20 protein-coding genes, 1 tRNA gene and 2 rRNA genes (1 of these 23 cut by a window edge) are annotated in these 24,452 nt (G+C 63.6%); 12 read left to right on the forward strand and 11 right to left on the reverse strand.

Annotated elements, in window-relative coordinates; all coding sequences use genetic code 11:
* Positions 1 to 16: 16 nt before the first annotated feature.
* Complete coding sequence (asnA, locus tag ACT7DK_RS18105) at positions 17 to 1,009, reverse strand: aspartate--ammonia ligase (RefSeq protein WP_445401618.1); 993 nt, start codon at positions 1,007 to 1,009, stop codon at positions 17 to 19.
* Between the two features lie 142 nt (positions 1,010 to 1,151).
* Here asnA and asnC point away from each other — a divergent pair, with 142 nt between their 5' ends.
* Positions 1,152 to 1,622 carry a transcriptional regulator AsnC gene (asnC, locus tag ACT7DK_RS18110; protein ID WP_202087934.1) on the forward strand — a complete coding sequence of 157 codons (471 nt, stop codon included), beginning with the start codon at positions 1,152 to 1,154 and terminating at the stop codon, positions 1,620 to 1,622.
* Between the two features lie 6 nt (positions 1,623 to 1,628).
* On the opposite strand, the gene ACT7DK_RS18115 is transcribed toward asnC, so the two are convergent.
* On the reverse strand, positions 1,629 to 2,099 hold the full coding sequence (locus ACT7DK_RS18115; RefSeq protein WP_445401621.1) for a hypothetical protein: 471 nt from the start codon (positions 2,097 to 2,099) through the stop codon (positions 1,629 to 1,631).
* Positions 2,100 to 2,281: 182 nt separating this feature from the next.
* Between ACT7DK_RS18115 and ACT7DK_RS18120 the strand changes: the two genes are divergently transcribed.
* The 4 genes from ACT7DK_RS18120 (at position 2,282) to ACT7DK_RS18135 (ending at position 7,586) form a co-directional block, all read left to right on the forward strand.
* Positions 2,282 to 3,007 (forward strand): response regulator, encoded by a 726-nt coding sequence (locus ACT7DK_RS18120; RefSeq protein WP_445401623.1) that lies wholly within the window; start codon positions 2,282 to 2,284, stop codon positions 3,005 to 3,007.
* Positions 2,997 to 4,364, forward strand: coding sequence for an ATP-binding protein (locus ACT7DK_RS18125; RefSeq protein WP_445401625.1), 1,368 nt, complete (start codon positions 2,997 to 2,999; stop codon positions 4,362 to 4,364). The genes ACT7DK_RS18120 and ACT7DK_RS18125 overlap by 11 nt, the downstream gene beginning before the upstream one ends.
* 66 nt (positions 4,365 to 4,430) lie before the next feature.
* Positions 4,431 to 5,699 carry an O-acetylhomoserine aminocarboxypropyltransferase/cysteine synthase family protein gene (locus ACT7DK_RS18130; RefSeq protein WP_445401627.1) on the forward strand — a complete coding sequence of 423 codons (1,269 nt, stop codon included), beginning with the start codon at positions 4,431 to 4,433 and terminating at the stop codon, positions 5,697 to 5,699.
* 129 nt (positions 5,700 to 5,828) lie between these two features.
* Positions 5,829 to 7,586 carry a trans-sulfuration enzyme family protein gene (locus tag ACT7DK_RS18135; RefSeq protein ID WP_445401629.1) on the forward strand — a complete coding sequence of 586 codons (1,758 nt, stop codon included), beginning with the start codon at positions 5,829 to 5,831 and terminating at the stop codon, positions 7,584 to 7,586.
* On the opposite strand, the gene ACT7DK_RS18140 is transcribed toward ACT7DK_RS18135, so the two are convergent.
* Positions 7,581 to 8,210 (reverse strand): LysE/ArgO family amino acid transporter, encoded by a 630-nt coding sequence (locus ACT7DK_RS18140; protein ID WP_445401631.1) that lies wholly within the window; start codon positions 8,208 to 8,210, stop codon positions 7,581 to 7,583. The two genes, ACT7DK_RS18135 and ACT7DK_RS18140, sit on opposite strands and share 6 nt — an antisense overlap.
* Before the next feature lie 97 nt (positions 8,211 to 8,307).
* Between ACT7DK_RS18140 and ACT7DK_RS18145 the strand changes: the two genes are divergently transcribed.
* Both ACT7DK_RS18145 and ACT7DK_RS18150 read left to right on the forward strand, forming a co-directional pair.
* Positions 8,308 to 9,231: a LysR family transcriptional regulator ArgP gene (locus ACT7DK_RS18145; RefSeq protein ID WP_445401633.1), complete on the forward strand. Its 924-nt coding sequence runs from the start codon at positions 8,308 to 8,310 to the stop codon at positions 9,229 to 9,231.
* Between the two features lie 271 nt (positions 9,232 to 9,502).
* Positions 9,503 to 11,761: a heavy metal translocating P-type ATPase gene (locus ACT7DK_RS18150; RefSeq protein ID WP_445401635.1), complete on the forward strand. Its 2,259-nt coding sequence runs from the start codon at positions 9,503 to 9,505 to the stop codon at positions 11,759 to 11,761.
* 63 nt (positions 11,762 to 11,824) lie between these two features.
* Here the strand turns inward: ACT7DK_RS18150 and metF are convergent, their stop codons facing one another.
* From metF to csiR, 3 genes are all read right to left on the reverse strand, one after another.
* Entirely contained in the window at positions 11,825 to 12,721 is an 897-nt protein-coding gene (gene metF / locus ACT7DK_RS18155) for a methylenetetrahydrofolate reductase (protein WP_445401637.1), read from the reverse strand.
* Positions 12,722 to 12,755: 34 nt separating this feature from the next.
* Positions 12,756 to 15,044 (reverse strand): 5-methyltetrahydropteroyltriglutamate--homocysteine S-methyltransferase, encoded by a 2,289-nt coding sequence (gene metE / locus ACT7DK_RS18160; RefSeq protein WP_445401639.1) that lies wholly within the window; start codon positions 15,042 to 15,044, stop codon positions 12,756 to 12,758.
* 239 nt (positions 15,045 to 15,283) lie between these two features.
* The gene (gene csiR, locus ACT7DK_RS18165) at positions 15,284 to 15,973 is read right to left on the reverse strand and encodes a DNA-binding transcriptional regulator CsiR (RefSeq protein ID WP_445401641.1); all 690 of its coding nucleotides are present in this window, start codon (positions 15,971 to 15,973) and stop codon (positions 15,284 to 15,286) included.
* Positions 15,974 to 16,136: 163 nt separating this feature from the next.
* On the opposite strand from csiR, the gene glaH reads away from it, so the two are divergent.
* Together glaH and lhgO are read left to right on the forward strand one after the other, a co-directional pair.
* The gene (gene glaH, locus ACT7DK_RS18170; protein WP_445401643.1) at positions 16,137 to 17,105 is read left to right on the forward strand and encodes a glutarate dioxygenase GlaH; all 969 of its coding nucleotides are present in this window, start codon (positions 16,137 to 16,139) and stop codon (positions 17,103 to 17,105) included.
* A gap of 110 nt (positions 17,106 to 17,215) precedes the next feature.
* Entirely contained in the window at positions 17,216 to 18,427 is a 1,212-nt protein-coding gene (gene lhgO / locus ACT7DK_RS18175) for an L-2-hydroxyglutarate oxidase (protein WP_445401645.1), read from the forward strand.
* 85 nt (positions 18,428 to 18,512) lie between these two features.
* On the opposite strand, the gene ACT7DK_RS18180 is transcribed toward lhgO, so the two are convergent.
* Positions 18,513 to 19,121, reverse strand: coding sequence for an OmpW family outer membrane protein (locus ACT7DK_RS18180; protein ID WP_445401647.1), 609 nt, complete (start codon positions 19,119 to 19,121; stop codon positions 18,513 to 18,515).
* A gap of 242 nt (positions 19,122 to 19,363) precedes the next feature.
* Here ACT7DK_RS18180 and rnk point away from each other — a divergent pair, with 242 nt between their 5' ends.
* The 3 genes from rnk (at position 19,364) to ACT7DK_RS18195 (ending at position 21,813) form a co-directional block, all read left to right on the forward strand.
* Positions 19,364 to 19,768 (forward strand): nucleoside diphosphate kinase regulator, encoded by a 405-nt coding sequence (gene rnk, locus ACT7DK_RS18185; protein WP_094041004.1) that lies wholly within the window; start codon positions 19,364 to 19,366, stop codon positions 19,766 to 19,768.
* Positions 19,769 to 19,890: 122 nt separating this feature from the next.
* Positions 19,891 to 20,847 carry an AEC family transporter gene (locus ACT7DK_RS18190; RefSeq protein ID WP_445401650.1) on the forward strand — a complete coding sequence of 319 codons (957 nt, stop codon included), beginning with the start codon at positions 19,891 to 19,893 and terminating at the stop codon, positions 20,845 to 20,847.
* Positions 20,848 to 20,913: 66 nt separating this feature from the next.
* On the forward strand, positions 20,914 to 21,813 hold the full coding sequence (locus tag ACT7DK_RS18195; RefSeq protein ID WP_445401652.1) for a LysR family transcriptional regulator: 900 nt from the start codon (positions 20,914 to 20,916) through the stop codon (positions 21,811 to 21,813).
* 1 nt (position 21,814) lies between these two features.
* Here the strand turns inward: ACT7DK_RS18195 and ACT7DK_RS18200 are convergent, their stop codons facing one another.
* The 4 genes from ACT7DK_RS18200 to ACT7DK_RS18215 form a co-directional block, all read right to left on the reverse strand.
* Positions 21,815 to 22,513: a phosphatase PAP2 family protein gene (locus ACT7DK_RS18200; RefSeq protein ID WP_445401654.1), complete on the reverse strand. Its 699-nt coding sequence runs from the start codon at positions 22,511 to 22,513 to the stop codon at positions 21,815 to 21,817.
* Positions 22,514 to 22,656: 143 nt separating this feature from the next.
* Positions 22,657 to 22,733: transfer RNA gene (locus ACT7DK_RS18205), tRNA-Asp, on the reverse strand.
* A 67-nt stretch (positions 22,734 to 22,800) separates the two neighbouring features.
* Positions 22,801 to 22,915, reverse strand: a 5S ribosomal RNA gene (rrf, locus tag ACT7DK_RS18210).
* An 80-nt stretch (positions 22,916 to 22,995) separates the two neighbouring features.
* Positions 22,996 to 24,452, reverse strand: a 23S ribosomal RNA gene (locus tag ACT7DK_RS18215); it runs 1,434 nt beyond the window's last position.

Here is a 24,452-nt window from a genome sequence, read left to right on the forward strand (position 1 = left end):
CTGGGTGGATACCGGTTCAGAGCAGGCCGTCAACCGACTCACCCAGCTCTGCCGGCCAGACCCCGCACTGCACCTGGCCGATATGGCCGAGCTGCAGCAGCAGCATGGCCAGCCGCGACTGGCCGATACCGCCGCCGATGGTCTGGGGCAGCTTGCCCGCCAACAGCGCCTGGTGCCATTCCTGGTCGGCCCTGTCCTCGTGGCCGGTCAGGGCCAGTTGGCGGCGCAGGGCGTCCTGATCCACGCGAATGCCCATGGAAGAGATCTCGAAGGCGTCCTCCAGTACCGGGTTCCACACCAGGATGTCGCCGTTCAGGCCGGCCAGGCCGTCCTTGCCCGGGCTGGACCAGTCGTCGTAATCCGGAGCGCGCACGTCGTGGATCTCGCCATGGCTGAGCTTGCCGCCGATGCCCACCAGGAACACCGCCCCCAGCTCCCGGGCCGCGGCCCGTTCCCGTTCCTTGGCGTCCAGCTCCGGATAGCGGGCCAGCAGCTCTTCCGCGTGCAGTACCTTGATCTGTTCCGGCAGGAAAGGGGTGAAGCCGAACTCAGCGGCGGCGGCCTGTTCGGTGCGCTTGATGGCGCCGTAGATGCGGTTGACGGTGGCCACCAGGAAGTCGGCATGACGGTCCTGCTCGGTCATCACCTGCTCCCAGTCCCACTGGTCCACATAGACGGAGTGGATGGGACTCAGCCGGTCTTCGTCCGGACGCAGTGCCTTCATGTGGGTGTAGATGCCTTCGCCCGGCTCGAAGCCGAAGCGGGCCAGGGTATGGCGCTTCCACTTGGCGAGGGAATGCACCACCTCGAAGGTGGCGGCGGGAATGGCCTTCACCTTCACCTGCACCGCCTTCTCGGAGCCGGACAGGTTGTCCTGCATGCCGTCGCCGAGGCGGCTGAGAATGGGCGCCTGAACCTCCAGCAGATTCAGCTGCTGGGCCAGTTGACCGGAGAAATACTCCTTCACGAAACGGATCTGGCGTTGGCGTTCAATATAGGCTTGCTTCATCTCATTCACCTGGGCTTGCTGATTGGTTTTGCAGGATAATCAGGTAGGTGACGCAGGAATTCAATATCATGTAGAAAAAACTCCCGCTTTAATCTACATTCATCAAAAAATTCGACTCAGATAGCAGGATAATCATAATTCCATGGAAAAAGGCGACTTTCATTACCGGATCGACAATCTGGACAAATCCATCCTGATGGCGCTGATGGACAACGCCCGGGTGCCCTACGCGGAGCTGGCCAAGCGCTTCGAGGTCAGCCCCGGCACCATCCACGTGCGGGTGGAGAAGATGAAGCAGGCGGGCATCATCGAAGGCACCCGGGTGCAGGTCAACCCCAAGAAGCTGGGCTACGATGTCTGCTGCTTTATCGGCATCATCCTGAAGAGCGCCCGGGACTATCCCCAGGCGCTGGCCAAGCTGGAACAACTGGAGGAGGTGGTGGAGGCCTACTACACCACCGGTCATTACAACATCTTCATCAAGGTGATGACCCGCTCCATCGACGAGCTGCAGCGGGTCTTGATCAGCCGGCTGCAGCCCATCGACGAAATCCAGTCCACCGAAACCCTGATTTCCTTGCAGCAGCCGATCGACCGGGACGTCACGCCCTAGCGCTGCTCAGCCCCGCAGCTTGTCCAGGGTATCCTGCATCAGCTCGAGCCGCTGCTGCCTGAGCTTGCTGTCGGCGGCAATCTTCTCCAGGGTCGCGGCCTTGAGCTCAGCGTCTTCAATATCGGCCGCCTTGTCCTCGGCCACCAGCTTGTGCATCAACAGCTGTTGTTCCATGGACGCCAGCCGGGCCTGTTGGGTGGCGAAGAACTGCGCCTTCAGCTCCGGGCTGTCCAGCTCGGCCAGCCGCTCGCTCAGGTGCTGCTCGAAACGGGCCGGATCCATCATCCGCTCCCCCTGGTGCCGCCCCTGGTGCTTGCCGTGGCGGCCTTCCTTCATGCCCCGCGGGCCGCAGTCTTCCTTCATCTGCCCTTTGTGCCAGCCCGGCTGGCCTTCGGCCGCCATATCGGCGGCGCTGACCAGGGCGGGAACGGCGATAAGGGTGGCGGCAAGCAACAGGGCGCTGTGTTTGGTTTTCATGATCGTTTTCCTCTCGGGTGCGATGACTTCGCCGTCAAGTAAAACAGTCCCCTGTCAGCAAACTGTGTCGTCACCCGCCTTTTTTGTAGCAAAGTGTGACGTCCGTGGCCGCTGACATACTTTGACATTATTTCCCGCCTCAAGGGCCTTATACTGGCGGGGTCACGGCAAGAGGAAAGAAGATGAACAAAGGCAGGCAGTTGCTGGTGGTGGACGATCACGGCGAGATCCGCGATCTGCTGAAACGCTTCCTGGAGCAACACGGCTATCAGGTACAGGGGGTGCGGGACGGGCGGGAGATGCGCCAGTACCTGGAACGTCACGCCGTCGACCTGCTCATTCTCGACCTGATGCTGCCCGGCGACGACGGCCTGACCCTGTGCCGGGAGCTGCGCGGCCAGGGCAACAACGTGCCCATCATCATGCTCACCGCCATGGGCGAGGATACCGACCGCATCGTCGGCCTGGAAATGGGGGCCGACGACTACCTGCCCAAGCCGTTCAACCCGCGCGAGCTGCTGGCCCGTATCAAGGCGGTGCTGCGCCGCCACCCGGAGCCGGGCCAGACGCCGGCGGCCGAGGAGCCGAAAAAGATTCGTTTCAACCACTGGACCCTGGACCTGGCCCGGCGGGAGCTGATCGACGACAAGGGCGTGACCATCAGCCTGAGCACCGCCGAGTTCGACCTGCTGCGGGTCTTTATCCGCCATCCCAACCGGGTACTGAGCCGGGATCAACTGCTGGACCTGGCCCGGGGGCGGGAAGCCCAGGCCTTCGACCGGGCCATCGACACCCTGGTCAGCCGGCTGCGGCGCAAGCTCGAGCCCGATTCCAGGAACCCCCAGCTGATCAAGACCATCTGGGGCGGCGGCTACATGCTGGTGGCCGAGATCGACCATGGGGATTGAACGCCTGCGCTACTGGCTGGGCAGCCTCACCGGCCAGGTGATACTGGTGGCCCTGTGCGCCCTGGTGCTGGCCCAGTTGATCAGCGTCCAGATCTACCGGGTGGAGCGGGAAGAGGCCCTGGGGTTGGTCAACAGCCGCTTCACCCTGCAGCGGCTGATCGCGGTCACCCGCCTGCTCAACCAGTCGCCGCCCGGGCTGCACCAGGAGATACTGCGCGCCAGCCGCAGCGAGACCCTGCTGCTGACCGTCGACGTAGCCCGCCCCCTGCCCGGTGAACGCAGCGAAAACTTCGAGCGCATCGTGCGCAGCAAGCTGAACTACCCCGCCGGACTCGATATCCATATCAGCGCCGAAACCCGCAACGGCCGGCTCGACTGGCCACCCCGGGAGCACCGGCCCCACCGCCGGCCTCCGCGGCCGCCCGACATCCGCCTCTACGGCACCATCGAGCTGGCCGACGGCCGCTGGCTGAGCTTTACCTCGCTGATCGACCGGGAAATACCGGAATGGTCCGCCAAGGCCATACTGTCGCTGGTGCTGCTCGCCGCCCTGCTCACCGGCCTGATGATCTGGCTGCTGCAACGCACCACCCGGCCGCTGAAGGAGCTGGCCCGCCAGGCCGAGCGGCTGGGCCGGGGCGACAAGGCCGAGCCTATCGCCGAGCGCGGCCCGCGGGAGATCCGCGAGACCCTGTCCGCCTTCAACCGCATGCAGGACCGGCTGGACCGCTTCGTGTCCGATCGCACCCGCATGCTGGCGGCCATCTCCCACGACCTGCGCACCCCCATCACCACCCTGCGGCTGCGCAGCGAATTCCTGCCCGAGGGGGAAGACAAGCAGAAGCTGCAGGAGGGGCTGAAGCGCATGGAGCAGATGCTGGCCGCCACCCTGCAGTTCGCCCGGGAAGACGGCCTGGCCGAACCGGTGCGGGACCTGGATCTGCCGAGCCTGCTGGAAAGCCTGTGCGACGACCTGCTGGACAACGGCCACGACGTCAGCCTGGAAGAGCAGGCGCCCATCGTCTACCGGGGCCGTCCCACCGCCCTGCGCCGAGCGCTGCAGAACCTGCTGGAAAACGGCGTCAAGTACGGCGGCCGGGTGGAAGTGCGGCTGCTGGCCGGCAAGGACAAGGTGCGCATCCTGATCCGCGACTTCGGCCCCGGCATCCCGGAAGAGCAACTGGAGGAAGTGTTCAAGCCGTTCACCCGGCTGGACAGCGCCCGTAACCTGGAGGACGGCAGCGTCGGCCTGGGCCTGGCCATCGCCCGCACCCTGATCCACCAGCACGGCGGCGAACTCGAGCTCGGCAACCATCCCCAGGGCGGCCTGCTGGTGACCGTGACCCTGCCCCGCTGACGGCTTTACAGCCAGGGGGGAACTGCCTAGAGTGGGGTTTCAATCGAGCATAAGGAAAGGACCCTGATGAGAGACGAAACCCTGGCCATCCACCATGGCTACAGCACGGATCCCGCCACCAAGGCGGTGGCCACCCCCATCTACCAGACGGTGGCCTACGAATTCGACAGCGCCCAGCACGGCGCCGACCTGTTCAACCTGGAGGTGCCGGGCAACATCTATACCCGCATCATGAACCCCACCAACGACGTGCTGGAGCAGCGGGTCGCGGCGCTGGAAGGCGGTATCGCCGGCCTGGTGGTGTCGGCAGGCAGCGCCGCCATCCACTACGCCATCCTCACCCTGGCCCAGGGCGGCGACAACATCGTCTCCACTCCCCAGCTCTACGGCGGCACCTATACCCTGTTCGCCCATATGCTGCCGAGCCTCGGCATCGAGGTGCGCTTCGCCGAGGACGCCAGCCCCGCCGCCATCGCCAAACTCATCGACGACAACACCAAGGCGGTGTATTGCGAGAGCATCGGCAACCCGGCGGGCAACATCGCCGACATCCGGGGCCTGGCCGACGCGGCCCACGCCCGGGGCGTGCCGCTGGTGGTCGACAACACCGTCGCCACCCCCATACTGTGCAAGCCCATCGAGTTCGGCGCCGACATAGTGGTGCATTCACTGACCAAGTATATCGGCGGCCACGGCAACTCCCTGGGCGGCATCATAGTGGACAGCGGCCGCTTCCCCTGGGCCGAGCATAAGCAACGCTTCCCCCAGTTGAACACCCCCGAGCCGGCCTACCACGGCGTGGTTTACACCGACACCTTCGGCCCGGCAGCCTTTATCGCCCGCGCCCGCACCGTGCCCCTGCGCAACACCGGCAGCGCCCTGGCGCCACTCAACGCCTTCCTGCTGCTGCAGGGGCTGGAGACCCTGCCTCTGCGCATGGAACGCCATGTGGACAACACCTTCAAGGTGGCCGACTTCCTGCAAGGCCACCCGGCGGTGGCCTGGGTCAACTACGCGGGGTTGCCGGAGCACCCGGACTTCGAGCTGGCCCGACAATTCATGCAGGGCAAGCCGTCGGCCATCCTCTCCTTCGGGCTCAGGGGCGGCTTTGAGGCGGGCGTGCGTTTCTATGACGCCCTCAAGCTGGTCAAGCGGCTGGTCAATATCGGCGACGCCAAGTCCCTGGCCTGCCATCCGGCCTCCACCACCCACCGCCAGCTGACCCCGGACGAACTGGTGCAGGCCGGCGTCAGGCCGGAGATGATCCGCCTGTCCATCGGCATAGAGCACAGCGACGACATCATTGCCGACCTGGCCCAGGCCCTGGAAGCCTGAGCCCAGGGGCCGCCCCTCTGGCGGCCCCTGTTCCTGTCCCGCCGTCGCGCCCAGTCGCACCGCCCCTGCAGCGCCGTTATCTTCACCTATTCTTAACATTGCTAGTCCCTCCCTCGTCAAGGAGCCACCATGGCCGTCAATCCGGAACTCTCGCCCCTGCGCCACAGCCATAGGGGCGACAGCGAAGACACCCTGGTCCGGGAGCAGTTGCGCCACTTCGGTATCGATCCCGCCAGCCCTTTCGGCCAGCACCTGGCCGGAGCCGCACTCGGCCTCTATCGCACCAACCAGGACATCCACGCCCTCTGGCGACTCACCCAAGAAAGCCTGGACAAGCTGCCGCCGGAAGAACGCATCAGCCGTTTCAACGCCAAGAAGTTCCTCGTCTTCCAGCTAGCCAAGGTGCTGGACAACCTGCAGGCCCCCTTCCGCGCCCAGTGGCGCGGCCTCGGGCTCGAACCGGCCTCCCTCCTGGCCAAGGGCGCCTATCCCCTGTTCGACCGGGTCCCCATGCTGTTCGGCGCCAACCCGCCGATAGTGCGCACCGCCACCTACATCTATGCCTGCACCGAATGGATAGACGACGCCTTCCAGGGCCGGGAGAGCACCCATCCCATCTACAGCCGCCTGCTCAACCCCACCGCCCTGGCCCTGGCCAACACCCTGGTGGAGCTGGAGGCCGGCCCCGACAGCACCGACTACCTGGCCCTGACCTTCAACTCCGGCATGGCGGCCATCGACGCCCTGCTCGGCACCCTGCTGGAGCGGGGCGACATCCTGCTGGTCAGCCGTAACCTCTACGGCGGCGTGCACCAGCTGCTGCAGGACTACTACGCCCGGCCGGAGAAGCTCGGCATCCGGCTGGAATGGTTCGACGGCACCGAGGCCCGGGATTTCCGTCTGGCCCTCAACCGGGTGCTGGCGGATCGCCGTGAAGCGCTGGCCGCCGGCGCGCGGCTGCGGGTCTATCTGGAGTCTCCCTGCAACCCCCACGGCCTGATGCTGGACGTGCCCGGCATCTGCCGTCTGGCCCACGAGGCCGGCGCCCTGGTGATGTTGGACGCCACCCTGGCCACGCCGGTGCTGTTCCGCCCTCTGCAGCAGGCGGAGCCGGCGGAGCGCCCCGACTTCGTGGTGCATTCCTGCACCAAGGACATGGCCGGCACCGGCAGCACCACCGCCGGCGTCGTCATCGGCCGCCAGCCGCTGATGTTTCTGCCCAAGGGCGAGCCGGGCTGGCAACACACCCTGTTCTGGCAGTGCTACTACGTCAAGGGCGCCTTCCTCGACGCGGACAAGGCCTACGAGGTGCTGACCGGGCTCAAGACCCTGGAGCTGCGCATGTTGGCCAAGGGCATCAATACCCTGGTGTTGGCCCGCTTTCTCGCCTCCCACCCGCGCCTGCGGGTCGGCTCCCACGCCCTGGACCGGCACCCCAACAGCCCCCTGCGCCAAGAGTTGCTCCACCTGGGACTGCCCTGCCCCCTGTTCACCTTCGACATGGAAGGCGCCGGGCTGCCCCGGGACGCCTTCGTGCGTTTCTTCGACGCCCTGGAGCCGGCCTTCGGCCACATGGTGAGCCTGGGCCAGACCAACACCCTGGTGCTCTGCCCGGCGCAGACCTCCCATTCGGAGCTGGACGCCGACGCCCTGGCCGCCGCCGGCATCAGTGCCACCACCATCCGGGTGGCGGTGGGCATAGAGCCGGTGCGGGAGCTGATCGCCCACCTGGTACTGGCGGCCCGCCGCCACCTGGATCCGGCCTGCCCCGGCTTCAGCCAGGGTTTTATGGCCCCGGCCGAGGTGGACGCCCTGGTGGAGCAGGTCACCCTGGATATTCAGCGGGCCCGGCTGGCACAGCAGACGCGGCTGGCGGAGCTGTTATAGCGGCGTCCCGACGGCCGCCAACCCCAGCGCCAGCTTGCCGGCCAGCAGCCACATCAGGGTGCCGATGGCCGCGTCCATCGCCTTCTGCACCCAGGGCCGGACGAGCCAGGCACTCATCCGCGCCGCCGCCAGCGCCAGGGTGAAGAACCAGCCCAGCGAGGCGCTGATGCAACCCAGGGCGAAGGCCCACTTGTGCTCCTCGGCGAAGCCACCGCCCACCGAGCCCAGTATCATCAGGGTTTCGATATAGACCTGGGGATTGAGCAGGGTCACCGCCAGTACCCCGATAATCACCGCCTTCAGCCCCCGCTCCCGGCCGTCCACCGCCAGTTGCTGCCCGTGCCGGAAGACCCGGCGCCAGCAGTGGGCGCCGTACAGCAGCAGAAAGGCCATGCCCGCCAGGCTGATGCCCCAGTACAGCAGGCCGTGGGCCTGCAGGGCGGCGCCGCCGCCGAACACGCCCAGGCTGATCAGCAGCACGTCGAACAGGCTGCAGATGGCCGCCACCAGCAGGTGGTGCTGGCGCCGGATGCCCTGGTTGAGCACGAAGGCATTCTGCGCGCCGATGGGGATGATGAGCCCCGCCCCCAGGGTGAAGCCCTGTATCCAGGGTAACCAATACATGATCTCGCTCCCGTTTATCTTGCCGACTGGCGGCCAGACTAGAGCGCCCCTAAAATTAAGTAAAACTAATAAAAATTGAGGTTAATAAGAAATTTTAATGAGCGAACTGGACTATAAACTGCTGACCGCCCTCGACCGGGTGGTGAGTGAACAGAGTTTCGAGGGGGCCGCGCGCCAGCTGCACCTGACCCAGTCGGCGGTGTCCCAGCGTATCAAGCAGCTGGAGCAACGCCTGGCCCAGCCCCTGTTGGTGCGCGGCCAGCCGCCCCGCCCCACGGAAGCGGGCCGCCGGCTGCTGGCCCACTATCGCCAGGTCAGCCAGCTGGAAAACGCCGTGATGGCCGATCTACTGCCGGATGCACCGCAAAAACCTCTGGGGGTGACCATCGCCACCAACGCCGACAGCCTGGCCACCTGGCTGATCCCGGCGCTCACTCCCCTGTTGCACGGCCATCCCATCGAGCTCAACCTGCTGATCGAAGACGAATCCCGCACCCTGGACCGGCTCAGGAGCGGCGAGGCCTTCGGCGCCATCAGCATCAATGCCGAGCCCCTGCCCGGTTGCCGCTGCGATCCCCTGGGCCAGATGGACTACCTGCTGGTGGCCACGCCCGGCTTCCGCGCGCGCCACTTTGCCGACGGCCTGACCCAGGATGCCCTGCGCCGGGCACCGGCGGTGGCCTTCGACCAGAAGGACGACATGCACGACCGCTACATAGCGCGCCACTTCGGCCTGCCCGCCGGCAGCTATCCCTGCCACGCGGTGCGCTCCTCCGAGGCGTTTGTGGCCATCGCCCGGGCCGGCGCTGCCTACTGCCTGATTCCCCGGCAGATGATCGCCGGGGATCTGACGGCCGGCCGCTTGCTCGAACTGCATCCGCAAGGCCGCCTGATCCAGCCCCTGTACTGGCACCGCTGGTTGCTGGAGCGGGGCGTGCACAAGCTGCTGTCGCGCCGGCTGATCGAGCACGCCCGCGCCGTGCTGCCGGCTATTGACCCTGGAGGTGCCTCCAGGGTCTAAACTCCGGGTAAAAGCCCAGAGCTTGTCTGCCAAGAGGGGCTGGCCACCGCCTAAGCCAACCGTCGATGGCAGGGATGCCATCGCCGAGCATACAGGGGCGAGCTTGCTCGCTAGTCCCGAGCTTTTTGCCTGACCGAACTTCCGGGGGAAGTTCGCAGCAGGCAAGAAGTGAGGGCGACACTTTCTGCTGCCTGTTGGCGTGGCGGCGGTCTGCCCCGAGACGCCTTGACTGAACTGCATAACGGGTAAAAGCCATCATCAGGAGATCACCATGGGACACTGCTGTCATCACCATCATTCCAAGGCGAACGCCGCCGGACATCGCCACGATGCGGGCTGCGCGCCCCGTACCGAACAGGCCCCCTGCTGCGCGGCTCCGGCTGTCGCCACCGATGACGCCGACAGGCCGGACGGACCGCCGTCCGACGAGGAGGACGACAGGCGGGGCAGTCGCCACCACTGGCGCATCGCCGGCATGGACTGCCCCAGCTGCGCCGCCAAGATTGAGACCGCGGTGCGCCGCCTGCCCGGTGTGCTGAGCGCCGAAGTGCGCTTCGCCACCGAGCGATTGCAGGTGCGGCTGACCCCGGAAATCACCCCCGCCACAGTGGAGCAGGCCATCACCGCCGCCGGCTTTACTCCCCTGCCCGCCCGGACGACGGCGCCCGGTAGCGGCGCCCCCTGGTGGCGTCGCTACCGGGATATCCTGCTCCTGCTGGCGCTGATGCTGGCCGGCGCCGCCGGTGTCCGGCTGTCCGCTCCCGCCGGCTCGGCACTCTTTACCCTGGCCACCCTCTGGGGGCTGGTGCCCATCGCCCGCCAGGCCTGGCGCCTGGCCCGCAGCGGCTCGCCTTTCTCCATCGAGACCCTGATGACGGTGGCCGCCACCGGCGCCCTCTTCCTGGGGGAAACCGCCGAGGCGGCCATGGTCTTGCTGCTGTTCATGATGGGGGAAAAACTGGAGAGCCTGGCCGCCAGCCGGGCCCGCCAGGGAGTGAAGGCGCTGATGGCCCTGGTGCCGGACCGCGCCCTGAAGGTCACGGCGAACGGACTTGAGCCGGTGGACGCCGGGCGGCTCGGCCCCGGCGACGAGATTGAAGTGCATCCGGGCGGGCGGCTGCCGGTGGACGGCGTGCTGCTGACCCCGCTCGCCGCCTTCGACGAGAGCACCGTCACCGGCGAGTCGTTGCCGGTGGAGCGCAAGGAAGGCGAGCGGCTGGCCGCCGGCAGCCTGGTGGTGGACGTGGCGGTGCGGCTGCGGGTAACCTCGGCCCCGGGCGACAACACCGTGGATCGCATCCTGCACCTGATGGAGCAGGCCGAGGCCAGCCGGGCCCCCATCGCCCGCTTTATCGAACGCTTCAGTCGCTGGTACACCCCGGCGATGATGCTGGCTGCCCTGCTGGTGATACTGCTGCCGCCCCTGGTCCTGGGCGCCGACTGGCAGACCTGGATCTACCGGGGCCTGGCGCTGCTGCTGATCGGCTGCCCCTGCGCCCTGGTGATCAGCACACCGGCGGCGGTGGCGTCGGCCCTGGCCGCCGCCACCCGGCTGGGCGTGCTGATCAAGGGGGGCGCCGCCCTGGAGCAGCTCGCCCGCGTCGACACCCTGGCCTTCGACAAGACCGGCACCCTGACCCGGGGCCAGCCGGCGCTGACCGCCCTGACCGTCTACCCGCCCTACCGCCGGGAACAGGCGCTGACCCTGGCGGCGGGGCTGGAAGCCGGCTCCCATCATCCCCTGGCCCGGGCCCTGGTGACGGCCGCCGAGCAGGCCGGGCTAACGCCCCCGACGCTGTCCCACCGGCGTACCCTGCCCGGGGCCGGCATGGAGGGGGATTGGCAGGGGCAGCGGCTGCTGCTCTGTACCCCGGAACACCTGCCCACCGGCACCCTGAGCGAGGGGCAGCAAGCAACCATCGACCAGTTCCGCCAGCGGGCCCAGACCCTGGTGGTGCTGGCCCTGGGGACCCGGGTCGTCGCCCTGTTCGCCCTGGCCGACCAACTGAGGGAGGACGCGGAAGCCGGCATCCGTGCCCTTCGGGCCCTGAACATCGATTGCCTGATGCTGACCGGGGATCACCAGCAGGCGGCGGCCCGCGTCGCCGGCGAACTCGGTATCGGCTACCGGGCCGGACTGAAACCCGAGGACAAGCTGGCAGAAGTGGAACGGCTCGGCCGGAAAGGCTGCCTGGCCATGGTGGGGGACGGCATCAACGACGCCCCGGCGCTGCGCCGGGCCGGCGTGGGCATCGCCATGGGTCAGGGCACCGACGTGGCGCTGGACAGCGCCGACGTCGCCCTCGGCCACAACCGGCTGACCGGGCTGGCGGACGCCATCCGGCTGTCCCGCGCCACCCACGCCAACATCCGCCAGAACGTCACCCTGGCGCTGGGGCTCAAGGCCATCTTCCTGATCACCAGCCTGACCGGACTCACGGGACTCTGGCTGGCGGTGCTGGCCGACACCGGCGCCACCGCCCTGGTCACCCTCAACGCCCTGCGGCTGCTGAGGTTCCGGGCCGGCTGAGACACAACCAACAAAAAGCCCCCGCAGGTCAGGCCTGCGGGGGCTTTGCTTATCAGCAGGGGATTACTTGGCCGCTTGGGGCCGCACGCCCAGGGTGTGGCAGATGGCGTAGGTCAGCTCGGAGCGGTTCAGGGTGTAGAAGTGGAAATCCTTCACCCCTTCCCGGCTCAGTACCCGCACCTGATCCATGGCGATGCTGGCGCCTACCAGGTTGCGGGTATTCTGATCGTCGTCCAACCCCTGGTAACGCTGGTGCATCCAGCCCGGGATCTTGACGTTGGAGAAGCCGGCGAACTTGATCAGGGTTTGGTAGTTGGACACCGGCAGTATGCCCGGCACTATCTCCACATCGATGCCGATGGTCACGCAGCGATCGCGAAAGCGCAGGTAGGACTCGACGTCGAAGAAGAACTGGGTAATGGCCCGGTTGGCACCCGCGTCGATCTTGCGCTTCAGGCTGAGCAGGTCAGCCTGGGCGCTCTTCGCCTCCGGGTGCACCTCGGGATAGGCCGCCACCGAGATGTCGAAGTCGGCCTCTTCCCTTAGCAGGCTCACCAGATCGGCGGCGTACATGTCCGGCTTTTCCATGCCCTGGGGCAGGTCGCCGCGCAGCGCCACTATCTGGCGAATGCCGCTGTTCCAGTAGTCCCGGGCGATGCCGCGCAGTTCATCGCGGCTGGCATCGATGCAGGTCAGGTGCGGCGCGGCCACCAGGCCGGTCTTGTCCTGGATGTCCTTGATCACCTTGTGGGTGCGATCCCGGGTGCCGGAGTTGGCGCCGTAGGTCACGGAGACAAACTTGGGCGCCAGCGTCTTCAACCGCTCGATGGAGTGCCACAGAGTCTGCTCCATCTGCTCGCTGTTGGGCGGAAAGAACTCGAATGACACATTGATATCGCCGTTCAGTTCGGCCAGCGATTGGTTGAGCGCCTCGACATGACGCGCGCTGTGAAAAGCCATGATTGTCTCCTGATTGCTTATTCAATAATGATAGTTATACCTGAGCCTCGGCGTAGGCGGCCCGCAGTTCGCGGGTGGCCACCACCATGTTGGCCAGGGCCGCGCGGGTTTCCTCCCAGTTGCGGGTCTTGAGACCACAGTCGGGGTTGACCCAGATGCGCTCCTTGGGCAGGCGCTCCACGGCTTTTTCGATCAGTTTGACCATCTCCTGCACCGAGGGGATCCGCGGCGAGTGAATGTCGTAAACCCCCGGGCCTATTTCGTTGGGATAGGCGAAGTCCCGGAACACATCCAAGAGTTCCATGTCGGAACGGGAGGTTTCGATGGTGATCACGTCCGCATCCAGGCGGGCGATGGACTCGATGATTTCGTTGAACTCAGAATAACACATATGGGTGTGGATCTGAGTAGTGTCCGCCACCACGGAGGCGCTCAGGCGGAAGGCCTTTTCGGCCCAGGCCAGGTAGGCCGCCTGGGGCGCCTTGCGCAGCGGCATCAGCTCGCGGAAAGCCGGCTCGTCGATCTGGATGATGCCCACCCCGGCCGCTTCCAGATCCGCCACCTCGTCACGCAGGGCCAGGGCGATCTGGTAGGCGGAATTGAGGTCGCTCTCGTCTTCCCGCGGGAAGGACCAGGACAAAATGGTCACCGGGCCGGTGAGCATGCCCTTGACCGGCTTGTCGGTCAGGCTCTGGGCGTACTGGGTCCAGCTGACGGTCATCGGCTTGGCGCGCCAGACGTCGCCGAAGATGATGGGCGGCTTGACGCAGCGGGAGCCGTAGCTCTGTACCCAGCCGAAGCGGGTGAAGGCAAAGCCTTCCAGCAACTCGCCGAAATACTCCACCATGTCGTTGCGCTCGGCCTCGCCGTGCACGAACACGTCCAGCCCCAGGGCTTCCTGCTCATCGATGGCTTGCTTGATATGGCCCTTGATGCCTTCTTCGTAGGCCTGCTCATCGAGGCTGCTCGCCTTGTAATCCCGGCGCAGGGCGCGGATCTCGGCGGTCTGGGGAAAGGAGCCGATGGTGGTGGTGGGGAACAGCGACAGTTGCAGCTTGGCCGCCTGCGCCCGGACCCGCTCCGCATAGGGGACGCCGCGCTGGTCGTCGCCGGCCTTGATGGCCGCCACCCGCGCCTTGACCGCCTCGTTGTGAATACGCCTGGAGATCTGGCGTGACGCCACTCTGGCATCGGAGGCGGCCAGCTCGGCGGCGATGGCCGTTTCACCCTGGTTGATGCCCCGGGTCAGGATGATCACTTCCTGCACCTTCTGGGCGGCGAAGGCCAGCCAGGATTTCAGCTCCTGATCGAGCTGGTCTTCCGAGTCCAGATCCACCGGCGAGTGCAGCAGCGAGCAGGAGGGAGCTATCCACAGCTTGTCACCGTAGCGCTCGGCCAGGGGCTTGAGCTTGTTCAGCGAGGCGCGCAGATCGTTGGCCCAGATGTTGCGGCCGTTGACGATACCCACCGACAGCACCTTGTCCTGGGGCCAGGCGGCGGCGATGGTGTCGAGGCTGTCGCCCAGCACCGCGTCCACGTGCAGGCCGGCCACCGGCAGTCGGCTCACCAGCGCCAGGTTGTCGGCCAGGGGGGCGAAGTAGGTGGTCAGCAGCAGCTTGAGCTCGGCCTGGGCCAGCTCGGCGTAGGCTTGGGTCACCGCCTGCTGCCACCCGGGCGCCAGATCCAGCACCAGCAGCGGCTCGTCGATCTGCAGCCATTCCACGCCCTGGGCGGCCAGCTTGTCCAGGATCTGCCGGTACGCTTCCAGCAGTCGGGGCAGCAGGGTCAGCCGGTCGAACTCCTCGCCCTTGACCTTGGCCAGGTACAGCCAGGTCACCGGCCCCAGCAGCACCGGCTTGACGGCAATGCCCTGCGCCCTGGCTTCCTGCACTTCATCGAACAGCTTGGTGCTGGCCAGGCGGAACGCCTGATCGGCGGCGATTTCCGGTACCAGGTAGTGGTAGTTGGTGTCGAACCACTTGGTCATCTCGCTGGCGAAGGTGTCTTCGCCGGTCGGCGCCCGGCCGCGGGCCACGCGGAAATAGGTGTCCAGGCTTACCGGCACCTTGTCGTCCTGGCCAAAACGGGCGGGAATGACTCCCAGCAGGGCGCTGGTGTCCAGCACATGGTCGTAGAAGGAAAAATCGCCCACCGGTTGCAGATCCAGCCCCTGCTGGTACTGGCGTACCGCCTTGCGGGTCTGCCGGGCGATGGTGTCGAGTTCGCCGGCATCGGACTGCCCTTTCCAGTAGGACTCGAGGGCGAACTTCAGTTGGCGGCGGTTACCGATGCGGGGAAACCCCAGGTTGTGTGACAAAGCCATTGTTGTTATCTCCGTGCTCTCTTCGGCTATAAAGACGTTTAGACGTCTGAATGGCTTTATATTTACACCGCTGCACTTCTGGGGGCAAGGACTTCTTTTTAAAAAGTGATAAGCACTAATTTTTTAGCACTGAAAAACATATATGGAAGAGAAAGACTCTTTTGAGTGGGATTTATGACTGAACAGAGAATGAGGGAATAAAGGGAAAGGCGGGATCGGGCAGCCCGATCCCGCAAAACTCAGCGCACACCCTGTTCGGCCAGCACCTGAGCGATGATGGCGATGGGGCTGTGCAGGTGTTCGCGCATCATGGCCACTGCCTGTGGCTTGCGCGCCAGTATGGCCTCGAGCAGGGCCTGGTGTTCACGCTGCTTCTCCGCCAGCGCCTGCTCGCTGAACACGGTACGTTTCAGCCACAGGTAGCGATAACGGGCCGCCTGATCCATCAGGGTCTGGCGCACCACCAGTAACTGGGGTGAGCGGCAACCGGCGGCCACCGCATTGTGAAAGGCCTGGTGGCGGCTGTCCCACTGGCTGAGCTGCTCCTCCACCGATTCGAGGTGGGTCACCTTGGCCAGGGCGTGGTGGGCCGCCACCACCCCCGCCTCCCAGAGATCGTCGCCCCGGGCCATGGCCAGCTCCACCACCAGTCCTTCGAGCTGGGCACGGGCGTCGTAGATGTCCTTCAACTCCGCCACCGACATGGGGCTGACCCGAAAACCGCGCTGGCTCTCGGCGGTGACCAGCCGTTCCGACACCAGTTGTGACAGCGCCTCCCGCAAGGGGCTCACACCCAGGCCGTAACGGCTCTTGAGCGTGCTCATCAACAGCTTCTCGCCAGGGCCGAAGTGGCTGCGGATGATGTCCTGCTTCAGCTGCTGATAGGCCGTTCGCGCCAGATTTTCCCGGGGTGCGTCGAGGTTGTTCATGCTCTGTTCCTGCATAGTTTCGTCCCTCCATTATAACGAAATTGCAACGGAGATCATAAAATCAGCACCATTCATTGACAAAAATCAAAAATGTCGACATTTTATAAATACAGCGATATTAACCGCCTTAACCTACACCACGTGAAATAACAAGGAAGCCATCATGTCCAACGTTGCCACCGCCGATTTCGTCAATCACAAATACCAGGGCTTCAGCCTGGCCCCTTCCGCCCAATCCGCACGCCTGCTGGAGCTGCGCTTCGACGAGAAGACCGTCAAGGCCTTCCTCGATGCCACCACCGCATGGCCGGTACAGGCGCTGGAATACAAGTCCTTCCTGCGTTTTCGGGTCGCCCAGATCCTCAACGAGCTGTGCGGCCAGGCGCTGCAGCCCCTGCTGGTCAACACCCTGGTGGATCGCGACACCGGCGCCCTGCTGATCACCCCGGAAGGGCTGGACAAGGTCGCGCAGGCGGAAGACATGGTCAAGTTCACCACCGCCGTGGCCCACCTGTTCGGCCGCTCCAACTTCGACGCCATGAGTGGCCAGTACTACGCCCGCTTCGTGGTGCAGAATCAGGACAACTCCGACAGCTACCTGCGTCAGGCCCACCGGGTGATGGAGCTGCACAACGACGGCACCTTCGTCGAGCAGGATACCGACTACGTGCTGATGCTGAAGATCGACGAGCAGAACATGGAGGGCGGCAACTCCTTGCTGCTGCACCTGGACGACTGGGAGCACCTGGAGCGCTTCTACGCCGACCCCATGGCCCGCCGGGTGATGCGCTGGGCCGCGCCGCCCAGCAAGAACACCACCAAGGACGTCTATCACGCGGTGTTCGACACCGATCGCAGTGGCCAGCCAATCATGGCCTACATCGACCAGTTCGTGCAGCCCAAGAACTACGAGGAAGGCGTCTGGCTGGCGGATCTGTCCGAGGCCCTGGAAACCAGCGCCCGCAAGCTGTCGGTGCCGGTGCCTACCGGCTCCTTCCTGCTGATCAACAACCATTTCTGGCTGCATGGCCGTGACAAATTCATCGCCCATGACGGCCTGCGCCGGGAGCTGATGCGCCAACGCGGCTACTTCACCCATGCCAAGACCCTGAAAAACCCGACCCAGGGCTAAAGGCTTTGACAGGGTGCCGCCGGGCGCGGCACCTTGTAATACAACAATCATATAACGGTGCCGGGGCCAGCCCCGGCTTTCGCCTCTCTAACATACAGGTGAACAGAGCAGTGTTTGATTTCATCATCATCGGCGGCGGCATCGTCGGCATGTCGACCGCCTGGCAGCTGAAAAAAGCCTATCCGGACAGCAAGATGCTGTTGCTGGAGAAGGAATCCGGCCCGGCCCAACACCAGACCGGCCACAACAGCGGCGTGATCCACGCCGGGGTCTACTATACCCCGGGCAGCCTCAAGGCCAGGTTCTGTCTGGAGGGCAATCGCGCCACCAAGGCGTTTTGCCAGGAGCACGCCATTCCCTATGACGAATGCGGCAAGCTGCTGGTGGCCACCAGCGAACTGGAAATGGAGCGGATGAAGGCGTTGTGGGACAGGAGCGAGGCCAACGGCCTGGAACGCTACTGGCTCAATGCCGATGAGCTGAAGGAACGGGAGCCCAATATCACCGGCCTGGGCGGCATCTTCGTGCCCTCCAGCGGCATCGTCAACTACAAGCAGGTGACCGCCGCCATGGGGCGGGAGTTCGAGCGCCAGGGCGGTGAGATCCGCTACCACGCCGAAGTGACCGGGCTGAGGGAGGAAGCCAGCCGGGTGGTGGTGCAGACCGGCCAGGGCGAGTTCCAGGGCAAGTACCTGGTGTCCTGCTCCGGACTGATGGCGGATCGGGTGGTGCGCATGCTGGGGATAGAGCCCGAGTTCAAGATCTGCCCCTTCCGCGGTGAATACTACCTGCTCAAGCCCGAGCACAACCAGATAGTGAACCACCTGATCTACCCGATCCCGGATCCGAACATGCCCTTCCTCGGGGTGCACCTGACCCGGATGATCGACGGCACCGTCACCGTGGGTCCCAATGCGGTGCTGGCGTTCAAGCGGGAAGGCTACAACAAGAGCGATATCTCGCTGAAGGACACCCTGGAGATGTTCACCTACCCGGGCATCCTCAAGGTGCTGCTGAAAAACCTGAAGCCGGGGCTGACCGAGATGAAAAACTCCCTCAACAAGGCCGGCTACCTGGAGCTGGTGCGCAAGTACTGCCCCAGTCTGCAGGTGAGCGATCTGCTGCCCTACCCGGCCGGCATCCGCGCCCAGGCGGTGTCGAAGGATGGCCGGTTGGTGGACGATTTCCTGTTCGTCAACACCAAGAGGACCATCAACGTCTGCAACGCCCCCTCGCCGGCGGCCACCTCTGCCATTCCCATCGGCGGCTATATCGTCGACAAGGTGAAGGAGCAGGTTGAACTACCCGCCGCCATCGCCTGATCTTTTCCGGTCATAAAAAAGGGCAGACTTAGTCTGCCCAAACACTGCCGAGGTTTAAAACCTCTCAACCCACATTGCAAATCGACTAGAAACGGTAACCCAGGCCCACCATCAGCACCATGGGATCGATATTGGTTTTAAAGGTTCCGACCGCAGTTTCCACATCGGTATCGATATCGATATACCAGGCGGAGGCATTTACAAACCAGTTGTCAGTGACCTTCATATCCAGGCCGGCCTGGACCGCCAGGCCCCAGGAATCGTCGAGCTTGACACTGGTTCCGTCCAGGGCGCCACGACCCTTTTCATCGAAGAAAGTGGTGTAGTTGATGCCGGCACCCACATAGGGACGCACCTTGCCCTGAGCATCACCGAAATAATACTGCCCCATCAGCGTCGGCGGCAGGTGCTTTATCTTGGCGACCTCGCCCAGACCCGCAGTGCTGACAGAATGGGAAAATGGCGTGGCGGCCAGCAGCTCAACCCCCCAGTTATCGGTGATCATATAGGACAGAGTCAGACCGAGCTGAGTATTGGTATCGGCATTGAGGTAGCCGGTATTCAACACATCGTCACCACTGCTATTGGGGCTGACAGTAGCAGCACCGCCCCGAACCAGAATATCGCCGGCCTGGTGGGCATGGGCGACAGGGACCATTAACGCAGCGGCAACCAGCAGGGAAAGTTTTTTCATGCTCTGTCCTTATTTCTTTTGAGGTATGTAGGATATCTGGCGGGCAGTTTGCCCTACAAAGCGCAGGGCTTTTTTGATTTAACGCAAAGTCACCCCGAAAATTAACCCCAGGGTGGCAATTCCATGCCATTCCCCACAAATTGCTAACCACAAGGCTGGCTTAAGTCGCCGGCTTGGGGTATATCTTAGGCATCGGTTCAGGCAGCGCTTTCGGCGTTGCCTGCTTTTTTATGGAGGTTGATATGGCCCAGTTGCCGCCTATTACTATTTCCACCCTGGATCTGGCCCGGCTTGAAGCCCTGCTCGAAAACCAGCCCGACTCTCCCGCCATCCGGCGGCTGGAGGACGAGCTGGACCGCGCCCGGGTCGTGGCACCGAGCGACATGCCGGACAATATCGTCACCATGAACTCGACCATCAGGTTCACCATGGCCGGTGACGAAACCTTCACCAAGACCCTGTGCTATCCCCGCGACATGGACGGCGCCAAGGACAAGATCTCGGTACTGGCTCCCATCGGCAGCGCCCTGCTGGGGCTGGCCGTCGGCCAGAGCATCGAGTGGCCCGGCCCCAACGGCAAGATGCTGCAGGTCACCATCACCGCCGTCGATTACCAGCCGGAGCGGGCGGGCGATTATCAGTCATAAATGGAAAAAGGCGCGGCAATGCGCCTTTTTCCATTTATGACTGCTGCCAACACCAAGGACTATTGCCCTGCACCTCTGCTCGCGGCATGCTTGAGTCCCCCCTGCCTCTTATTGCGATTTCCATGAACGAGCTTATCAACAGCCTGCTGTTTTCCCTTTCGATTACCGGCCCCATCTGCCTGATGCTGCTGCTCGGCATCGCCCTGCGCCGCACCCAGATGATGAACGAAGGCTTTATCGACGGTGCCAGTAAGCTGGTGTTCAATATCGCCCTGCCCATGCTGCTGTTCACCAGCATCGCCCAGACCGACTTCAGCCAGATGGCGAGCCCGGCGCTGATCCTCTACGGCATCGGCGCCACCCTGGTGGCCTTTGTGCTGCTGGAGCTGCTGGCCCGCCGCATGACCCCCGACCAACGGCTGCGCGGCATACTGGTGCAGGGCGCCTTTCGCGCCAACATGGGCATTGTCGGCCTGGCCTACGTCAACAATGCCTACGGTTCCCAGGGAGTCGCATCCGTTGCCATGTATGTCGCCTGTCTCACCATCCTCTTCAACATACTGGCGGTGGTGACCCTGAACCGCAGCCTGAACCAGGGCCAGGGCCTGCAGCTGGGTAAAATCCTCAAGGGCATTGCCCAGAATCCGCTGATCATCGGCATAGTTGCGGCCCTGCCCTTCGCCGCCAGCGACTGGCAGGTGCCGGCCGTGCTGATGAAGACCGGCCATTACCTGGCACAGATGACACTGCCAGTGGCGCTGCTCTGCACCGGGGCCACCCTGAGCCTGAAACGGGGCCAGGAGGAAACCGGCCTGGTCCCTCCCGTCGCCCTGCTGCGGCTGCTGGCCATTCCCGGCCTGATCACCCTGGGTGGCTACCTGGTGGGCTTTCGTGGGGCCGAACTGACCATGTTGTTCCTGATCAACGCCTCGCCTACCGCCGCCGCCAGCTATGTGATGGTACGCGCCATGGGCGGCAACGCCGTGCTGGCCGCCAATATCATCGCCGTCACCACCCTGGGCTCCCTGCTCAGCACCAGCCTGGGCGCGGCCCTGCTGAAAGGAATGGGCTGGTTCTAGCGGATGAGTGCAACCGCCGGGCGGCTGCGTTATTGTGGGCGAATCCCAATTGTCTGATAGCGAGTTATGTCTAGAGAAAAAGCCCTGACCCTGGAAGCCCTGCGGGTGCTGGATGCCATCGAACGCCGGGGCAGCTTCGCCGCCGCCGCCGACGAACTGGGCAAGGTCCCCTCGGCCCTCAGCTACACCATCCAGAAGCTGGAAGACGAGCTGGATCTGGCGCTCTTCGATCGCTCCGGTCACAAGACCCAGTTCACCCCGGTAGGCCGACTGCTGCTGGAACGCGGTCGCCAGTTGCTGCACGCCGCCACCCAACTGGTGGAGGATGCCCGGGCCCTGGAGCGGGGCTGGGAAACCCGCATCACCCTGGCCGTGGACGGCATCATGCCCAGCGAGCGGCTGTTCCCGGTACTGGATGCCCTCTCCCGCCAGACCGAGACCGACATCAAGCTGGCCCACGAGGTACTGGCCGGCACCTGGGAGGCCCTGGAAACCGGCCGCGCCGATCTGGCCATCACCCCCCTACGCGAAGACGCGGTGATGAGTCCAGGCATCAAGACCCAGTTTCTCTACCAGGAAACCTTCGTCTATGTGGCCCATCCGGCTCACCCCATCCATCAGGAAACCGGTCCACTGACCGAGGAAGTCTTCAGCCGCTACCGGGCCATCGCCGTGGCCGACACCGCCCGTTTCAAGCCCCCGCTGACCTTCCGCCTGTTCGACAAGCAGTCGCGGCTGACCGTCAGCACCATGCAGGACAAGATCACCGCGGTCAAGGCCGGGCTCGGGATCTCGTCGGTCCCCTTGTCCTGGTTGGGCGATATGCTGGAAAGGGGCGAGTTGAAGGAAGTCTCTACCGGTTGCCGGGAAACCACGGACGTGGTGCTGGCCTGGCGGCGAGATGCCATGGGCAAGGCCAAGAGCTGGCTTATCCGCCAGATCCCGACCCTGTTTCAACAGCAGTAGTTCAGGCACCCTTGAGACGGGGGAGCCTTCGGTTCAGCCCGGAAACGGCCGCATCCATCAGGCCGGTCTGCAGCAGCCAGGCCAGGCCGAAGGCCGCCACCGCCAGGGCACCGACATAGATATCGGTCCACCAGTGGGCACCTCCCATCACTCTGGGGGCGGAAAACACCACCACGAACAGGCAGCCCCAGAGACCCGCCTTCCAAGACAAATAGCGCCAGACGAAGGCGGTGTAGATCATCAGCATCAGGCCATGATCACCGGGAAAACTGTCGCCGGAAGAATCCTTGGTCTTGAAGCCGGCCAACTCGGTCAGCCGGTGAATGTTGTCGAAGGTCAGGGTCGGGCTGGGTCTGTCGACAGGTATGGCACGGCCCAGTTGGTTCAGCCCTACGGCGGTCAACAACATCAGCAAGCCGATGATCAGCAGTTGCCGCTGCTGCTCGACGCTGGCCTTACGATAATAGCGGTAATACAACAGCCCCATGGCCAGCAAGGCGATGCCATCGAATGCCCTGTTATTGGCAACTGCCACGGCATTGACCCAAGCCTGACTTTCACCCAGCTTGTTGTTGAAAAAATAAAAGACAGCGCTATCGATGTGGAACCAGACACCATGATCCGGCAACCAGTACCAGCTGGCGAAAACAACCACCGCCAGCAAATTCCACAGGATTAGTTTATTGAATTGAATCGGCATGATCCCCCCTTGTAATAAGGCGGGCATTGTACGGAATTTTATAATACCTGTGCACGGCCTTAGTGCTGATAGAGGTAAACTTCGTCGAGTCATAACGCAGAAAACAAAAAAGCCCTGACCAACTGGTCAGGGCTTTGAGGTAATGGCGGAGCGGACGGGGCTCGAACCCGCGACCCCCGGCGTGACAGGCCGGTATTCTAACCAACTGAACTACCGCTCCGCAAAAGCGGTTTGTAGGGTCCACTTCAGTGGACCGGTCGAATTTAATCGACGCTACAAATTTGGGTGCCTGGCAGTGACCTACTTTCACATGGCAGCTGCCACACTATCATCGGCGCGGGTGCGTTTCACTTCTGAGTTCGGCATGGGGTCAGGTGGGACCACAACGCTATCGCCGCCAGGCATAAACTGGGAATCCGGAAAAGCTATCTTTTGATGAATTCGCTCTCGACCTGCAAGGTCTCACACTTCTTGGGTGTTGTATGGTTAAGCCGCACGGGTCATTAGTACAGGTTAGCTGCACGTATCGCTACGCTTCCACACCCTGCCTATCTACGTCCTAGTCTCGGACGGCCCTTCAGGAGGTTCTAGACCTCTGGGATGACTCATCTCGGGGCTCGCTTCCCGCTTAGATGCTTTCAGCGGTTATCGATTCCGAACTTAGCTACCGGGCAGTGCCATTGGCATGACAACCCGAACACCAGCGGTTCGTTCACTCCGGTCCTCTCGTACTAGGAGCAACCCCCCTCAATCATCCAACGCCCACGGCAGATAGGGACCGAACTGTCTCACGACGTTCTGAACCCAGCTCGCGTACCACTTTAAATGGCGAACAGCCATACCCTTGGGACCGACTTCAGCCCCAGGATGTGATGAGCCGACATCGAGGTGCCAAACACCGCCGTCGATATGAACTCTTGGGCGGTATCAGCCTGTTATCCCCGGAGTACCTTTTATCCGTTGAGCGATGGCCCTTCCATTCAGAACCACCGGATCACTATGACCTGCTTTCGCACCTGCTCGACCTGTCCGTCTCGCAGTTAAGCTGGCTTATGCCATTGCACTAACCGTACGATGTCCGACCGTACTTAGCCAACCTTCGTGCTCCTCCGTTACGCTTTGGGAGGAGACCGCCCCAGTCAAACTACCCACCAGGCACTGTCCGCAACCCCGATTAGGGGCCTACGTTAGAACATCAAACATACAAGGGTGGTATTTCAAGGTCGGCTCCACGGCAACTGGCGTCACCGCTTCACAGCCTCCCACCTATCCTACACATGTAGGGTCAATGTTCAGTGCCAAGCTATAGTAAAGGTTCACGGGGTCTTTCCGTCTAGCCGCGGGTACACCGCATCTTCACGGCGATTTCAATTTCACTGAGTCTCGGGTGGAGACAGCGTGGCCATGGTTACACCATTCGTGCAGGTCGGAACTTACCCGACAAGGAATTTCGCTACCTTAGGACCGTTATAGTTACGGCCGCCGTTTACCGGGGCTTCGATCAAGAGCTTCACCTTGCGGCTAACCCCATCAATTAACCTTCCGGCACCGGGCAGGTGTCACACCGTATACGTCCTCTTACGAGTTTGCACAGTGCTGTGTTTTTGATAAACAGTCCCAGCCACCTGGTCACTGCGACTGGCTCAGGCTCCATCCGCAAGGGACTTCACCCGCTCCAGCGTACCTTCTCCCGAAGTTACGGTACTATTTTGCCTAGTTCCTTCACCCGAGTTCTCTCAAGCGCCTTGGTATTCTCTACCCGACCACCTGTGTCGGTTTGGGGTACGGTTCACACACATCTGAAGCTTAGAGGCTTTTCCTGGAAGCCGGGCATCAATGACTTCGTCACCGTGGTGACTTCGTCTCGGGTCTCAGTGTTGTGCGTCCGGATTTGCCTAAACGCACCACCTACTCCCTTTCACCAGGACTACCAACGCCT

This window comes from Zobellella sp. An-6 (genome assembly GCF_052487945.1).

What these genes read in the sequence shown, in the direction of transcription:
- asnA (WP_445401618.1), bottom strand. Translation starts at nt 1,009, where the DNA reads ATGAAGCAAGCCTATATTGAACGCCAACGCCAGATCCGTTTCGTGAAG.
- ACT7DK_RS18125 (WP_445401625.1), top strand. Translation starts at nt 2,997, where the DNA reads ATGGGGATTGAACGCCTGCGCTACTGGCTGGGCAGCCTCACCGGCCAG.
- metE (WP_445401639.1), bottom strand. Translation starts at nt 15,044, where the DNA reads ATGGCTTTGTCACACAACCTGGGGTTTCCCCGCATCGGTAACCGCCGC.
- ACT7DK_RS18195 (WP_445401652.1), top strand. Translation starts at nt 20,914, where the DNA reads ATGTCTAGAGAAAAAGCCCTGACCCTGGAAGCCCTGCGGGTGCTGGAT.
- asnC (WP_202087934.1), top strand. Translation starts at nt 1,152, where the DNA reads ATGGAAAAAGGCGACTTTCATTACCGGATCGACAATCTGGACAAATCC.
- ACT7DK_RS18120 (WP_445401623.1), top strand. Translation starts at nt 2,282, where the DNA reads ATGAACAAAGGCAGGCAGTTGCTGGTGGTGGACGATCACGGCGAGATC.
- ACT7DK_RS18130 (WP_445401627.1), top strand. Translation starts at nt 4,431, where the DNA reads ATGAGAGACGAAACCCTGGCCATCCACCATGGCTACAGCACGGATCCC.
- ACT7DK_RS18115 (WP_445401621.1), bottom strand. Translation starts at nt 2,099, where the DNA reads ATGAAAACCAAACACAGCGCCCTGTTGCTTGCCGCCACCCTTATCGCC.
- ACT7DK_RS18150 (WP_445401635.1), top strand. Translation starts at nt 9,503, where the DNA reads ATGGGACACTGCTGTCATCACCATCATTCCAAGGCGAACGCCGCCGGA.
- metF (WP_445401637.1), bottom strand. Translation starts at nt 12,721, where the DNA reads ATGGCTTTTCACAGCGCGCGTCATGTCGAGGCGCTCAACCAATCGCTG.
- ACT7DK_RS18135 (WP_445401629.1), top strand. Translation starts at nt 5,829, where the DNA reads ATGGCCGTCAATCCGGAACTCTCGCCCCTGCGCCACAGCCATAGGGGC.
- ACT7DK_RS18190 (WP_445401650.1), top strand. Translation starts at nt 19,891, where the DNA reads ATGAACGAGCTTATCAACAGCCTGCTGTTTTCCCTTTCGATTACCGGC.
- csiR (WP_445401641.1), bottom strand. Translation starts at nt 15,973, where the DNA reads ATGAACAACCTCGACGCACCCCGGGAAAATCTGGCGCGAACGGCCTAT.
- ACT7DK_RS18145 (WP_445401633.1), top strand. Translation starts at nt 8,308, where the DNA reads ATGAGCGAACTGGACTATAAACTGCTGACCGCCCTCGACCGGGTGGTG.
- rnk (WP_094041004.1), top strand. Translation starts at nt 19,364, where the DNA reads ATGGCCCAGTTGCCGCCTATTACTATTTCCACCCTGGATCTGGCCCGG.
- ACT7DK_RS18140 (WP_445401631.1), bottom strand. Translation starts at nt 8,210, where the DNA reads ATGTATTGGTTACCCTGGATACAGGGCTTCACCCTGGGGGCGGGGCTC.
- glaH (WP_445401643.1), top strand. Translation starts at nt 16,137, where the DNA reads ATGTCCAACGTTGCCACCGCCGATTTCGTCAATCACAAATACCAGGGC.
- ACT7DK_RS18200 (WP_445401654.1), bottom strand. Translation starts at nt 22,513, where the DNA reads ATGCCGATTCAATTCAATAAACTAATCCTGTGGAATTTGCTGGCGGTG.
- ACT7DK_RS18180 (WP_445401647.1), bottom strand. Translation starts at nt 19,121, where the DNA reads ATGAAAAAACTTTCCCTGCTGGTTGCCGCTGCGTTAATGGTCCCTGTC.